Source organism: Mesorhizobium sp. P3_A10 (assembly GCF_056403175.1).
Genome location: NZ_JBFUFZ010000002.1, coordinates 507,645 through 520,979, shown reverse-complemented (window position 1 = coordinate 520,979; position 13,335 = coordinate 507,645). Strand labels below are relative to the sequence as shown.

11 protein-coding genes and 2 tRNA genes are annotated in these 13,335 nt (G+C 63.1%); 8 read left to right on the top strand and 5 right to left on the bottom strand.

The features are described from left to right. The first annotated feature begins 180 nt into the window (after positions 1–180). Genes AC1DXU_RS09325 through hdaA form a run of 3 tightly spaced genes read left to right on the top strand, consistent with a single transcriptional unit; the run spans position 181 to position 2,616 of the window. On the top strand, positions 181–738 hold the full coding sequence (locus AC1DXU_RS09325; RefSeq protein ID WP_477368918.1) for a CDP-alcohol phosphatidyltransferase family protein: 558 nt from the start codon (positions 181–183) through the stop codon (positions 736–738). Then, positions 710–1,909: an AI-2E family transporter gene (locus AC1DXU_RS09320; protein ID WP_477367324.1), complete on the top strand. Its 1,200-nt coding sequence runs from the start codon at positions 710–712 to the stop codon at positions 1,907–1,909. Before AC1DXU_RS09325 ends, AC1DXU_RS09320 begins: the two co-directional genes overlap by 29 nt. 5 nt (positions 1,910–1,914) lie before the next feature. After that, a complete protein-coding gene (gene hdaA / locus AC1DXU_RS09315; protein WP_477367321.1) occupies positions 1,915–2,616 on the top strand; it encodes a DnaA regulatory inactivator HdaA in 702 nt (233 codons plus the stop codon). 269 nt (positions 2,617–2,885) lie between these two features. On the opposite strand, the gene AC1DXU_RS09310 is transcribed toward hdaA, so the two are convergent. The 5 genes from AC1DXU_RS09310 to AC1DXU_RS09290 all read right to left on the bottom strand — a co-directional run bounded on the left by AC1DXU_RS09310 (position 2,886) and on the right by AC1DXU_RS09290 (position 9,170). After that, the gene (locus AC1DXU_RS09310; protein WP_477367318.1) at positions 2,886–3,152 is read right to left on the bottom strand and encodes a hypothetical protein; all 267 of its coding nucleotides are present in this window, start codon (positions 3,150–3,152) and stop codon (positions 2,886–2,888) included. A gap of 135 nt (positions 3,153–3,287) precedes the next feature. Next, positions 3,288–3,364 (bottom strand) — tRNA-Pro (locus AC1DXU_RS09305). Positions 3,365–3,440: 76 nt separating this feature from the next. Beyond that, complete coding sequence (locus tag AC1DXU_RS09300) at positions 3,441–6,017, bottom strand: bifunctional diguanylate cyclase/phosphodiesterase (RefSeq protein ID WP_477368916.1); 2,577 nt, start codon at positions 6,015–6,017, stop codon at positions 3,441–3,443. A 250-nt stretch (positions 6,018–6,267) separates the two neighbouring features. Further along, complete coding sequence (locus AC1DXU_RS09295) at positions 6,268–7,878, bottom strand: M20/M25/M40 family metallo-hydrolase (protein WP_477367316.1); 1,611 nt, start codon at positions 7,876–7,878, stop codon at positions 6,268–6,270. A gap of 92 nt (positions 7,879–7,970) precedes the next feature. Then, positions 7,971–9,170 carry a flavin-containing monooxygenase gene (locus tag AC1DXU_RS09290; RefSeq protein ID WP_477368914.1) on the bottom strand — a complete coding sequence of 400 codons (1,200 nt, stop codon included), beginning with the start codon at positions 9,168–9,170 and terminating at the stop codon, positions 7,971–7,973. A 157-nt stretch (positions 9,171–9,327) separates the two neighbouring features. On the opposite strand from AC1DXU_RS09290, the gene AC1DXU_RS09285 reads away from it, so the two are divergent. The 5 genes from AC1DXU_RS09285 to AC1DXU_RS09265 all read left to right on the top strand — a co-directional run bounded on the left by AC1DXU_RS09285 (position 9,328) and on the right by AC1DXU_RS09265 (position 13,317). Further along, positions 9,328–9,633, top strand: coding sequence for an ETC complex I subunit (locus AC1DXU_RS09285; protein ID WP_477248127.1), 306 nt, complete (start codon positions 9,328–9,330; stop codon positions 9,631–9,633). 64 nt (positions 9,634–9,697) lie between these two features. Further along, positions 9,698–9,774 (top strand) — tRNA-Arg (locus AC1DXU_RS09280). Between the two features lie 327 nt (positions 9,775–10,101). Next, positions 10,102–10,461, top strand: coding sequence for an ArsR/SmtB family transcription factor (locus AC1DXU_RS09275; RefSeq protein ID WP_477367313.1), 360 nt, complete (start codon positions 10,102–10,104; stop codon positions 10,459–10,461). A 278-nt stretch (positions 10,462–10,739) separates the two neighbouring features. Next, positions 10,740–12,179, top strand: a complete 1,440-nt coding sequence (locus AC1DXU_RS09270) for an FAD-binding oxidoreductase (protein ID WP_477367310.1) — start codon at positions 10,740–10,742, stop codon at positions 12,177–12,179. Between the two features lie 283 nt (positions 12,180–12,462). After that, positions 12,463–13,317, top strand: coding sequence for an arylamine N-acetyltransferase family protein (locus AC1DXU_RS09265; RefSeq protein ID WP_477367307.1), 855 nt, complete (start codon positions 12,463–12,465; stop codon positions 13,315–13,317). Positions 13,318–13,335: the final 18 nt, after the last annotated feature.

Below are 13,335 nucleotides of genomic sequence, written 5' to 3'. Positions count from 1 at the left end.
CTCGTCGCTGTTTCCCTTGCGGGCTCTTCGCATGAACAGTTTCGGTCTGCAAGGATAACGGCCAAATGCCGGCTTTTGCCCTCGATAAAACCGTGGACAGCCTGCCTTTCGTCCTTGGTCCTTGCACGCACCCCCAGTCTCCATCATGTATCAGCAAAACAAAAGCGACGGGACATGCGTTTGACCATCCCCAACATGATCACGATCATGCGCTTCGTGCTGGTGCCGGCGGTGGTGTTGGCCATGCTGAACATGCGCTGGGACTGGGCCTTTGCCGGCTTTCTCGTCGCCGGCATTTCCGACGGCGTCGACGGTTTCATCGCCCGCCGTTTCAACCAGCATTCGAAGCTTGGCGCCTATCTCGACCCGATGGCCGACAAGCTCCTGCTGGTCTCTGTGTTTGTGGTCATGGGCTTCATCGGCGAGCTGCCGCTGTGGCTGGTCGTCACCATGGTGTCGCGCGATGGCCTGATCGTCTGCGCCGTCGTCCTGTCCACCGTCATGGCCCACCCGGTGGAGGTGAAGCCGCTGTTCGTATCGAAGGCCAACACCGCCATCCAGATCGTGCTGGCGGCAGTGGTGCTGGGCGAACTGGCGTTTTCCATCCACCTCGACCCGCTCAGGCCGGCACTCATAATCCTGTCCGGGGTCTTGACCGTGGCTTCGGCCGCGGCCTATCTCGTGGCTTGGCTGAGGCATATGAGCGGCTATGGCGAAGGCTCCACCCCGGGCACCTGACCAAGGGTCCATCGAAGCGGCTGCCGAAGCGGCGGTGGCCAGCGAAGCTGCGTCTCTGGCGTTTCGGCGTCAGATCTTCTTCTGGCTTGCCAGCGCCGTCCTGCTGGCGCTGTTCCTCTATGTCTTCTCCAGCATCCTGTTGCCCTTCGTCGCCGGCATGGTGCTGGCCTATTTCCTCGATCCCGTCGCCGACCGGCTGCAGCGGCTCGGCCTGTCCCGGCTGATGGCGACGGTGGTCATCCTCATCGCCTTCATCGTCATCCTGGTGCTCGCCTTCGTCATCCTGATCCCGGTGCTGGCGACGCAGATGGCCGATTTCGCCAACAAGCTGCCGGAATATCTGACCCGGCTGCAGAGCCTGATCACCTCTTTCGATCCGAAATGGATCGAGCAGAAATTCGGCGTCAACGCCAACGGCCTGCGCGACGGGCTGAACTCGCTGCTCACCTCCGGCTTCGGCCTGTTGACCACCGTGTTCACCTCGATCTGGAGCTCCGGCGTGGCGCTGGTCTCTGTGGTCAGCCTGTTTGTGGTCACGCCGGTCGTTGCCTTCTACATGCTGCTCGACTGGGACCGCATGGTGGCGATCGTCGACAGCTGGGTGCCGCGCGACTATGTCGAGACCGTCAGGGCCATCGCCAAGGACATCAACACCGCCACCGCCGGCTTCGTGCGCGGCCAGGGCACGCTCTGCCTGGTGCTGGGCGCCATGTACGGCACTGGGCTCACGCTGACGGGTCTCAATTTCGGCATCCTCATCGGCCTGTTCGCCGGGTTGATCTCCTTCATCCCCTATGTCGGCTCGCTGACCGGGCTGGTGCTGGCGGTCGGCGTCGCCTTCGTCCAGTTCTGGCCGGACTGGACCATGGTGGTGGCGGTCGCTTGCGTGTTCTTCGTCGGCCAGTTCATCGAGGGCAATATTTTGCAGCCCAGGCTGGTCGGTAAAAGCGTCGGCCTGCATCCGGTGTGGCTGATGTTTGCGCTGTTTGCCTTCGGCGCGCTGTTCGGCTTCGTCGGCCTTTTGATCGCCGTCCCGGCCGCCGCCGCCATTGCCGTGCTGGTCCGCTTTGCCATTGCCCGCTATCTCGAATCGCCGCTCTACAAGGGCCACGGCACCGAGCCTGTTGCGCCGCTGCCGGCCAGCCGCCGCAGGGGCGGGCCGCGCGGTTGAGCCTGATGGCGGACCAATCCGAAACGCCGCGCCAGTTGCCGCTCGATCTCGGCCATGGCACCGGCTATTCGCGCGACGATCTCGTCGTCTCCGGCACCAATGAACAAGCAGTCGCGCTGGTCGACCGCTGGCCGGACTGGCCCTCGCCGGTGGTCGTGCTGGCCGGCCCGGCCGGCTCCGGCAAAACCCATCTGGCCTCGATCTGGTGCGCCCGCGCCAGCGCAATAAGGGTTGACGCCCGGCGCATCGGCGACTGCATTGGAAATCTCGGCGCGCAGCCGGCCTTGATCGACGATGTCGATGCCGGCCCGGTCGATGAAGCCGGATTGTTCCATCTGATCAATGCGGTGCGTGGCGCCGGCTCGCAGCTTTTGTTGACCGCGCGGCGCTTTCCCGCCGCCTGGGGTGTTGCGCTGCCCGACCTCGCCTCACGGCTGAAGGCCGCGGCGACGGTCGAGATCCACGAGCCCGACGATCTCTTGCTGGCCGGCGTCATCACCAAGCTGTTCGCCGACCGCCAGGTCGAAGTCGAGCCGCATGTCGTGCAATATCTGGTGCGCCGCATCGAGCGCTCACTGGCCACTGCCATGCGCGTGGTCGAGCGGCTGGACCGCACGGCGCTGGAGCGCAAGACGCCAATCACCAGGGCGCTGGCCGCCGAGACCGTCAACGCCATGGATGAAGGGCAGGGCGAGTTCGAGATTTAGACGTCGCGCTCTTCCTTCTGTTCCAGTTTGGCGCCGACTTACCCCTTACCTCCCCACAACGGGCGAGGCGTCGGCTCACTGTCCCATTTCAGGACGCAATTGCTGGCACCCGTCTTGCAGCTGTCATCTTGCCGGCTAACCCCGGTCCTGATTGCGTTCCAAATCAGGTTAGTAGGCTCGTCGGGAATGAGGCTGTTGGGGTTCTCGCCCGGCGAGCTTGCCTTCAGATCGAGTGGTCACCAGAGCGTCCTGTAAAAAGGGCGCTCCTTTCACGCCCACAGCCCGGCCAGATGCCGGACCACCAGATAAACCGCCGTATGCGCCGCTACATAGCAGGCGGCGACGACGACAAAAAACATTAGGCTGGCAAACCGTGACCGGGCGGCGCTGCCGTCCTGCCTCTTGCTTGGCCGGTTGTTCCACATCCACAGGGCGGCGCAGAGAATTGCCCAGACGACCATGACCGGAATCGTGAAACCGTAATAAGCGAAGTAGGCAGGGCCAATCAGCGACAGCCACGCTTCAAGACCAGGCATCCGGCACCCTCAACTTTTGCCGAAGTCTAGACCGGCTGCAGCGCTGGAAGCGAGGGGATTGTCGGTCCCACAGGGTGCGCTCGGCGTCATATGGCCAAGACGACACGACCGAATGGCCGCTCCTGAGAAAAAGAATGGTCGGAGTGGAGAGATTCGAACTCCCGACCCTCTGGTCCCAAACCAGATGCGCTACCAGGCTGCGCTACACTCCGAGCTTTGCGGCGTATAAGGTTCCGGGCGCGGCTGTGCAACCCCTAAACCGCGAAACCGCAACGAACGCGACGCGCTTTAGCCAGTCGCGCGCCATCGCCGTGAGCGCACAAACCCCTTGAGTGTCTCCACATCCATGGCAGCGCCGAAAGCGTAGCCCTGCAGCATGTCGCAGCCGAGCGTCTGCAGGATGCGGACATGCTCCATGGTTTCGACGCCTTCCGCGATGACCTCGATGCCGAGCGACCTGCCGATCTCGATGATCGATGCGACAAGCTGCCTTTGCTGTTCGGATTCGACAATCGGGCTGATCAGCTGGCGGTCGATTTTCAGGCGCCGTGGCCGCAGCTTGAGCAGGCTGACGATGGAGGCATAGCCGGTGCCGAAATCGTCGATCTCGATGTCGATGCCGAGATGCTTGATCTGCTCGATGTTCCAGGTCACCAGATCGTCGCTCTCATCGAGGAAGATCGATTCGACGAGTTCGAAGGAGACAGTTCCGGTCCTGATGTTGAGGTCGCGCAGGCCCTTGATCAGTTCCTTGTCCTGAAGCCGCCGTGCCGACACGTTGACCGATACGCGCGGAATCCTGAGGCCCTCGCGCGCCCACTCGTCGAAGCTGGCCAGCGCCTGCTCCAGCACCGTCCTGTCGATCGTCGAGACGACGTTCAGTTCCTCGGCGATGCTCAGGAAGTTGTCCGGGGCGAGAATTCCCCTTGTCGGGTGTTTCCAGCGCGCCAACGCCTCGACGCCTGCGATCTCGAGCGTCCTTGCGTCGAACTGCAGCTGGTAATAGGCGACGAATTCGTGGCGTTCCAGGCCGCCCAGAATCTCGTCCGCGACCCGCTTCGTGTTGACGATCTTTTCTTGCAGGGCGTTGGAGAAGAACTCATAGCGGTTGCGGCCATTGCTCTTGGCCCGATAGAGCGCGATGTCGGCATTGACCAGTATGTCCTTGCCGACGAAGTTTGGGCCGTCGTCGGTGGCAATGCCGACGCTGACGCCGAAGCGGCATTGGTGCCCCTGATAGTAAACCGGCCGACGCATCTCGGCGATGATGCGCTCGGCGAGCCGGGCGAGCTCCTTGTCGTCGCAATTCCAGCAGACCACCACGAACTCGTCGCCGCCGATACGGGCGACAAAATCATGATCGCGAACATTGGCGCTCAGCACTTCGGCGGCATGGATCAGCATTGCGTCGCCGGCGGCATGGCCAAGCGTGTCGTTGATCTGCTTGAAGCGGTCGAGGTCGATGTGCAGCAGCGCGATACGGCCATCACCCGGCTTGCGGGAGAAGCTCTCCAGCATCTCGTCCAGAAATCGCCGATTCGGCAGCCCAGTCAGCGAATCGTGCATCGCATTGTGCTCGATGCGCGACTTGGCGAGTTCGAGCTCGGAATTGCGCGTCTCCGCCAGTTGCCTCGCTCGTTCCAGGTCTTGGTTCAACAGCACATCGGCAGTTACGTCCCACTCGGCGCCGATCATCTTTGGCGTGTCGTTGCCGTCCTGGAAGAATGCTGCCCTGGTGCGCAGATAGCGGATTTCGCCATTGGGAAGAACGATCCGGTAATCCGACGAGTAAGGTCCCTTGGTGGAGGCCGAGCGATCGAAATCCTCCAGAGCCCGGGGCAGATCGAGCGGATGGATGGCTCCGGCCCAGTCCTCATAGCCGCGCGGCTTGCCGTCTGGTTCCTTGCCGTAGATCTCGTTGACCCGGTCGTCCCACACCAGCGAGCCGCTGGCGATATCGTGCTCCCAGACGCCGATCGAAGACGCTTCCATCGCCAGTTCCAGGCGTCGCGACAGCCGCCGCAGTTCGGAGTAGTTGCGCTGCCGCTCGCCGACCAGCCGGCCCGCCACCAGGATCGGTATCACCATCGCAGCCGCAGCAGCGGCCATCACAGCGCGCAGCCACCAGACCTCGCTATCCGTCGACGTCCAGCCGCCCTTGGGGATCGCCGCGATCTGCCAGGAGCCGGACGGAAGCACGACATCGACCGTCACCGGATTGTTCTTGCCGACAGTGTCGTCGCCGTAGAACCGGGCGCCGGCAACGCCCATCGCATCCTTGCCGGTGATGGTGATGTCGAGGCCAAGATCGGGGTCGAGCAAGCCGCTGGCCTCGTAAAGCCGGTCGACATCGATGACCGCCGAAACGATGCCCCAGAAACGGTCGCTGTTGGCGGGTCCTTTGACGAAGACGGGAAAGCGCCCGATGAAGCCCTTGCCGCCCTGCTTGAGGTCGACCGGCCCGGCCAGGATCAGTTTTTTCTCGTCGCGCGCCCTGAGCGCGGCTTCGCGCTGCTTTGGATCAATGCGGTAGTCGAGACCTATGGCCTTTTCGTTGCCGGTCATCGGGTACATCAGGGAAACCACAAGATCCGGAGCGCCGGCGATGTTGCGCAACAACGTGTCCTCACTGAGCACATTGCCAGCCAGCTGGGCGAAGCGCTGCTGGCCCATGTAAGGTTCGGTAACGATCGTCGCGACCAGACCCCTGACCAGGTGCAGGCTGCCGCTGATATTGCCTTCGAGCTTGGTTCGCACAAGGTTGACCTGCGCCAACACTTCGGCCCGCGCCGCCTGATCGGCGACAAGTCGGTTTTGATGGTCAGCAAACGCAGCGCAGATCGCGATGACGACAACAGCAATCATCGCCGGAATGTTGGCCGGCGAGAACACGGCCTGCCGAATGCGGCCGAAGCTGGTGTTGAAAGAAGTCAATTGCGCGTCGACCTGTTTTGCCTCCAGGCCCGAACGGGGCCGCAGTCACGTTAGCCCGAACTACTTAACTTTGACTTGCCATAGCGCCTGGAAAATTTCGAAACCTGCCGCACAAACATGCAATTATCGATGTTTTTCATGCATCCGCTGGGGTTTGAGCCTAATTGCCGGTACCTTGTCCTTAAAGGATCGGCGATGTCGCGTTTGGCCCAAGAAGCGCTGCGACAAGGTCGGCGACCAGGAGCGGCAGCACTTCGAAAGCATAGCCGGCATGCAGCCGCTCGAGCGGCGTGTGATAGTCGCGCCCCCATGGGCCGGCATTGATTGTTGGAATGTTGCCGACGCCGTGCTTGTCCGGCCAGCGCACGGCGGCCTGCCACATCGGCGTGTTGCGGGCGACGACCGCGATATCGCCTTCGTCCGCCTCGCCAAGGAAGCTTATGTCGGAAATGCCGGCGAAATAGTCGGTGCAGCCGACCGCGACGCCATAGCGGGCCTGCGCGCCGGCGGCGGTCGCCAACGCAATGGCCCGCAGCCTTGCGGCGGCCGGGCTGTCTGACAAATTGGTCGGCAGATAAGGGATCGAGCCGAAACCGGTGACAACAGCCGGGCCGGGCAGCCGGCTGAGGCGCCACGCCTGCTCGGTCATCTCTAGGCATTGTTCGGGCAGCGACAATTCGCTGGCGGCGAGGGAAACGCCGGTCGCCTGTAATTCTGCCCGGTTGCCGGGATTGACCCGCACCGCCTCTGCTTCCACCTGTTCGTAGCGATGGATCGGGATCGCCGTGCCCAGCGCGTTGGCGGAACCGGCTTGGCCGGACTGGGCGATCCGCTGGCGCAACTGGTCGACATGGGATGACGCTGCCTCCCGGCAAAGCCGGTCGAAACGCTCCAGCACGTCGGCCGGCGTGCGGCGATAATTCAGCACGTTGAAGGTAACGAACGCCGTCGCCGGTGTCGTTACGTCATAGCCGGACTTGCCGTCGCGCATGCTGAGCAGGCTTGGCGGCGTGCCCGGTAGGGAGGCTTGCGCATCGGTCAATTCCCATGCCCATTCGACGCGCGCCGCGATTGCCGCAGCCAGCGTTGCCGCGTTGATGCCGTTCAGCGGAAAGCCGCTATGGGCCGGAATGCCGACAACGTAAGCCGTCGGCAGCACCTTGCCGACGGTGCCGAGCGCGATAATGCGGCCCTGGCGGCCGTCGCCGTCATCGGCGATGGCATCGAGATTGATCGCGGCGACGAAATCGAGGTCGCGTTCCCCGGCAATCCGCGGCAGTTCCTGTGCTGCACGCCGCGCGCCGGCGGAATTGTTCTCTTCATCCGGGACGGCAAGGAACAAGAGGTTGCCGGTCTTGGCGACGGCTTCGCAGAAAGCCGCACTTGCCGCCAGCCCGGCGGCGAGACCAGCCTTCATGTCGAGCAGGCCGCGCCCCGGCAGGAAATCCTGCGTCGAAAAGTCGGCCTTGGCCCGCATGGCAGCCGGTGTATCGGCACGTTCAGCCAGTCTTTTGCGCAAGCCGTCCAGCAGCCGCTCGGGATCGGTCGCCACCGGCCGCAGATCGCCATAGTCGTCGATCGACACCGTGTCGTAGTGGCCGGTGAGAATGACGGTGCCGCGACCGCTGCCGCGCATCAACATTGCCACGCATTGCCGCGGATCGCCGTCGGCTACCGGGATCGTCCAGATCTCGGCGCCGTCAAAGACCGGATCGCCGCGCAACCTCTCTGCAAGCCATGGTCCGAACGCAGCTTCGCCGGGCGTCCCGGTGACGCTCGACTGCAGGGTCAATGTCGTGGCCCAGTTCCTGGCGCGGCTGGACAATCGTTGGGCCCGGTCGATGCTGCGTCTCCAGCCTGAATGTCTTTTCGCGAAGTTTGAAGTCAAAGCCGCGAAAGTTCAAGGCGTCCGATCCCGTCAGCGATCGCCTTCGCCTGGATGCGGGCGTTGGCGAAACAGCCGCGAATGCTCGGCCGCATGCCGGTGAACCACAGGCCGGGCAGTTTCGGGTCGTTGCCGGCGCCGTTGAACAGCGGCACGCCCTTGCCGTCGAGCACGCCGAGCTTGCCGACCATGGTCTCGAGCCCGGTGCGGTAGCCGGTCGCGGCGATGACGATATCGGGTTGGATCAGCATGCCGTTGTCGAGGATAACGCCGTCGCGGGTGAATTCCCGAATTTGTGGCACGACGATGATCTTGCCGGCCTTGATGGCGTCAACGGCGCCGTCGTCGGAGGCGATCGCCGTATAGTCCGAGGTGAGCCGGCTTGCCCCGCCCGAAAGCGCTGGCGGCAAGCCGAATTTGCTGAGATCACCGAAGACCAGCCGCTGCGTCGCCGCCATCACGGCATCGGCGAGCCTGAGCGGCAGGCGCGCCAGGAGTGGCGAGAACCGGTGGACGGCGATCTGGCCGATGCGCTTGGGCAACAAAGCGGGGCCGTGTCGCGCCGACAGCCAGATCTGTGCGGTGTTGGCGCCCGCCAGGTGATTGAGCGCGTCGAAGCCGGAGTTGCCGGCGCCGACCACCAGCACTCGTCTGCCGGCATAGTCCTCGGCCGCGCCGAAATCGGTCGAATGGATGATCCGCCCGGCAAAATCCTTCATGCCTTTCCACTGCGGAACGAACGGCTCCCGGTCGCGCCCGGTGGCGATCACCACGTGGCGTGCCAGTCGCGGTCCGCCGCTGGTCCGCACCAGCCAGTGGTCGCCGTCGAAGGCGACCTCCTCGACCGCGACGCCGAACTCGACCGGCAGCTGGTGCATTGCGCTGAACATGTTCAGATGGCGAATGACGGCGGTCCTGTGTGGGAAGGCCGGGGTGTCGGCGGGAAAGGTGACGCCGGGCAGTGCCGAGAGATCGCGATGCGTGTTGAGGTGAAGGTTTTCGTGCCGCCGGTGCCAGGGCTCGGCAAGCCGGTTTTCCCGCTCGAGCACGATCGTCGGCAGGCCGGCCTTGATCAGTGCCTGGGCCGCAGTCAGTCCGGCTGCGCCGGCGCCGATCACGATCACGCCATCAAAAATCGCTTGCTGGTCGGTTAGGGCGTGCAAGATACCCGCTTCCAGGCCTGTGTTTGTCGCCGCCATCACCATAGCCTTGATTGGCACGCCAGTGTATCTGGCCGATGCCGCTTGGCGAAGGTGCGGGATGCGCCGCCGTTGCAAAGCCTTGCCGCCGGGATCATTGCACAGTATTGACGGAAACAAGGTGGCGTAGCCGCCTTGACCCAGCAACGAGGTGCCCATGTCCGCGCGCATTTTCAGCCCAGCCAAAACCGCGATGCAGTCCGGCAAGGCCAAGACCGGCCACTGGGTGCTGGAATTCGATCCGGAATCGCGCAAGAAGATCGACCCGCTGATGGGCTATACGACCTCCGGCGACATGAGAAGCCAGATCAGGCTGACCTTCGACACCAGGGAAGAAGCGGTGGCTTATGCCGAGAAGGAAGGGCTCGCCTTCCGCGTCGAAGAGCCGAAGGAAACCAAGCGCCGCCAGATTTCCTATGCGGAGAATTTCCGCTATGACCGCAGGACGCCCTGGACGCATTGACCGGCATCGCCGGGCGGCGCCAGCGCCAATGGAAAGATCAGCCGGTCCTTGGGCCGGCCCCAGCGGTCCCGTAGCTCAGCTGGATAGAGCACCGGCCTTCTAAGCCGATGGTCACAGGTTCGAATCCTGTCGGGATCGCCATATTTTTCAATGGCTTGGCTTGGGCGCCGTCCAAAAAGGCCAACGTCTTCCCTTTCTTTCCGCGGAGCGCGAAGTGGACGTCTGCGCGATTCCTGCGTGCTGGCCTGAAACGCAAGTCGCCGGCGGAAATCGTTATGGTCTTGTAGAAAGAACGCAGCGCTGGTAGACTTTGGTCTGATACTTGCTACGACTTTAGTCTGATTGGTTGGTTCTTTGGCTTGGTACCGGCGGCCGAGACACGACGAAACCATCGCAACGGTTCATCCATAGGTCTGCTGGCGCCATCGCGTAAATGGCGTCGCGCGAGCGCGAAAGCATAGGAAATCGATGATCTCGAAAGAACTGGTCGCCAATGCCGATACTGCCGCAACCTTTCTCAACTTGATGGGAAACGAGAAGCGGCTCTTGATCATGAACCATCTGGCCGCCGGCGAACGTTCGGTCGGCGTTCTTGCCGAGCAAGTCCAGCTCAGCCAGTCGGCCTTGTCGCAGCATCTTGCCAAGCTCCGGGCCTTCGGCCTTGTCGACGCCCGTCGCGACGGCCAGATGGTCTATTATTCCTCCTCGTCCGGTGCGGCGCGCGAACTGCTTGCGATGCTGGATGGCTTCCTGGTGACGGAAACCCCGCTCTGGGGGCAGGCCCCGCGCTACGTCGCCGAAAGGCTACGTCGGGTGCAAGCAGCCTGACGGCAGGCATCGGCCTGGATTGGTTGGCCAGCCTCATGGCCGGGCTTCATTGCCGCTAATGCACGAAGCCGGCGCCATAGCGGCGCTGATCGCCGGTATTTTCATCGATTTTGCGTCCCTCCAGCGCTGGGTCGTCCAGGCAGCGCAGACCGCGCATCGTTGGGCGTCAACATGGGCGCAACACCGGCCAGCGCCGAACTTGCGCGATATCTAATATAAGCGCACAGTTCAAAGGCGGGCGGAGGGAGAACGGCTCATAAGCAAATCGGGAGGAAACCATGAACAGCATGAGCCTCACCACGCTTGACCGCGGCAAGACGCCCGTCGACGCCGCAGCCCTTGAAGCGCTTTCGGCGCAATTGCGCGGCACAGTCCTTCAGCAGAGCGACGCCGCTTACGACGAAGCCCGCACCGTCTGGAATGCCACGGTCGACCGGCGGCCAGGGCTGATTGTGTGTTGCGTCGGCGCTTCCGACGTCATCAGTGCCGTGAATTTCGCCCGGGAAAACAGGCTTCTCGTTTCCGTACGCGGCGGCGGCCACAACATTGCCGGCAGTGCCGTTTGCGATGGCGGCCTGATGATCGACCTTTCGGCGATGAAGTCGGTGCGGGTCGATGTCGCCGCGCGGCGGGCATGGGTCGGACCCGGCGCCACGCTGGTCGATGTCGACCGGGAAACACAGGCCTTTGGCCTGGTGGTGCCGACGGGTATCAACTCGACCACCGGCATATCAGGCTTGACGCTGGGAGGCGGCTTCGGCTGGATCACCCGCAAATTCGGCCTGACCATTGACAATCTTGTTTCAGCCGATGTGGTCACCGCCGATGGCAATTTGCTGCGCGCCAGCCAGAAGGACAATCCGGACCTGTTCTGGGCGCTGCGCGGCGGCGGCGGCAATTTCGGCATCGTCACCGCGTTCGAGTTCCAGCTCCACCAGATGGGTCCGCAGGTTCTGTCGGGGCTCGTCGTCCATCCCTTCGCCGACGCCGAAAAGGTGCTGCGCGACTATCGCAAGGCGCTTGAAACCGCGCCCGACGAACTGACCTGCTGGGTGGTCATGCGGCAGGCGCCGCCGCTGCCCTTCCTGCCGGCCGAGTGGCATGGCAAGGAGGTGCTGGTTCTGGCCATGTGCTATTGCGGCGACATCCAGGCGGGCGAAAAGGCGACGCAGAAGCTTCGCGCCATCGGCACGCCGATTGCCGACGTCGTCGGCCCCAACCCGTTCACCGGCTGGCAGCAGGCCTTCGACCCGCTACTGGCGCCCGGCGCCCGCAACTATTGGAAGAGCCATGACCTGACCGAGCTTTCCGACGGCGCGATTGGCGTCACCACCGCGGCGATCGCCAGGCTTCCCGGCCCCGAATGCGAAATATTCTTCGGCCACGTCGGTGGTGCGGCAGGCCGCGTCAAAGCAGATGCTACGGCGTTTCCGCAGCGCAGCTCGCATTTCGTCATGAATGTCCACGCCCGCTGGCGCGAACCGGCTATGGACAAGGCCTGCATCGATTGGGCTCGTGGTATCTACGAGGCCACCAAGCCCTATGCCGCCGGCACGGCTTACGTGAACTTCATGCCGGAGGATGAGGTCGACCGGGTCGAGGCGGCCTATGGCGGCAACTATCGCAGGCTTCTGGAAATCAAGCAGCGCTACGACCCGCTGAACCTGTTCCGCATGAACCAGAATCTGCGGCCGAAAGAAAGCCAGCGCGCCGCTTGAGGCGGCAGCGCATGATCCCAAACCGAAGATCCGCGCCAGCGCATTGACCCTCGGTTCGAAACGGCTCGAGGCCGGCATGGGAAGGACCCGCCGGCCTCGATCCTTGCGTCGTCGGCACGACTGGCGTTCCGCAGCTGGCTTGACAGCGGCATAGGCTTTCCAAGCCGATTGTCACAGCATCGAATCCTATCTGGATCGCCGTTAACTCCCGGACAGATTTTTGCCTTGAACGAGGCCTGTTTCATTGGCACCCTTGGCTGATGCGAGCAGGGGGCGGGCCCCAATGCCAGATAGCCAGTTCAACATCGACGCTTGGTTTTCCCGTATCGGATACGATGGGTCGCGTGAGCCGACGTTGAGAACGCTCAAGGCGGTGGTGACCGCGCACGCGACAGCCATTGCCTACGAGAGCATCGACGTTCTTCTGGATATCCCTCCCGCTCTCGATCCCGTCTCGCTGCAGGCCAAGATAATTTCTGGCGGACGAGGCGGCTACTGTTTTGAACAGAACATGCTGTTTCGCGCCGGCTTGCTGGCGCTCGGATACAAGGTGACAAGCCTTCAGGCTCGCGTGGTGCGCGGATTGGAGATCAATGCGCCTCGACCCATGCTGCACATGGTTTTGCGGGTGGAGCTACCGGAGGGCCCGTTCCTCGCGGACGTCGGATTTGGAAATCTTGCGCCGACAACCGCTCTGAAGCTCTTTGCGCAGGAAGAGCAGGAGACTCCCCACGAGATCATGCGGTTTTTGGAGATGGGGGATGAGCTGGTGCTGCAGTCCAGGCTGGGCACCGGATGGGAGCATATCTACAGGGTTGTCTTCCTGCCTCGTGTCGATGCCGAGTACGAGATTTGCAACTGGTTCACCGCCAGTCATCCGCAGAGCCCATACCTCAACAACCTGATCGCTGCGCGTCCCGGACCAAACCGAACGCGACTGACCCTGTTTAATTCGCGCTTCAATAGGCGATACCCGTCAGGTGAGGTAGAACGGCGTACCATAACCGGCGTCGAGGGGTTTCGCGATGTGCTTGCGAACGAGTTTGGTCTCCATCTTTCCGAAACCAATTTGCAAACGGCGCTCGCTCATATGGAACAACGAGGGACGCGCGGCGCGCCCCATCCGTTCTTCGCCTAGCGTGGCGCATCTCGACGG

Excerpts from the sequence above, each read along its gene's own strand:
- AC1DXU_RS09320 (WP_477367324.1), top strand. The coding sequence starts at position 710 with ATGGCGAAGGCTCCACCCCGGGCACCTGACCAAGGGTCCATCGAAGCG.
- hdaA (WP_477367321.1), top strand. The coding sequence starts at position 1,915 with ATGGCGGACCAATCCGAAACGCCGCGCCAGTTGCCGCTCGATCTCGGC.
- AC1DXU_RS09310 (WP_477367318.1), bottom strand. The coding sequence starts at position 3,152 with ATGCCTGGTCTTGAAGCGTGGCTGTCGCTGATTGGCCCTGCCTACTTC.
- AC1DXU_RS09300 (WP_477368916.1), bottom strand. The coding sequence starts at position 6,017 with ATGATTGCTGTTGTCGTCATCGCGATCTGCGCTGCGTTTGCTGACCAT.
- AC1DXU_RS09290 (WP_477368914.1), bottom strand. The coding sequence starts at position 9,170 with ATGGCGGCGACAAACACAGGCCTGGAAGCGGGTATCTTGCACGCCCTA.
- AC1DXU_RS09285 (WP_477248127.1), top strand. The coding sequence starts at position 9,328 with ATGTCCGCGCGCATTTTCAGCCCAGCCAAAACCGCGATGCAGTCCGGC.
- AC1DXU_RS09275 (WP_477367313.1), top strand. The coding sequence starts at position 10,102 with ATGATCTCGAAAGAACTGGTCGCCAATGCCGATACTGCCGCAACCTTT.
- AC1DXU_RS09270 (WP_477367310.1), top strand. The coding sequence starts at position 10,740 with ATGAACAGCATGAGCCTCACCACGCTTGACCGCGGCAAGACGCCCGTC.
- AC1DXU_RS09265 (WP_477367307.1), top strand. The coding sequence starts at position 12,463 with ATGCCAGATAGCCAGTTCAACATCGACGCTTGGTTTTCCCGTATCGGA.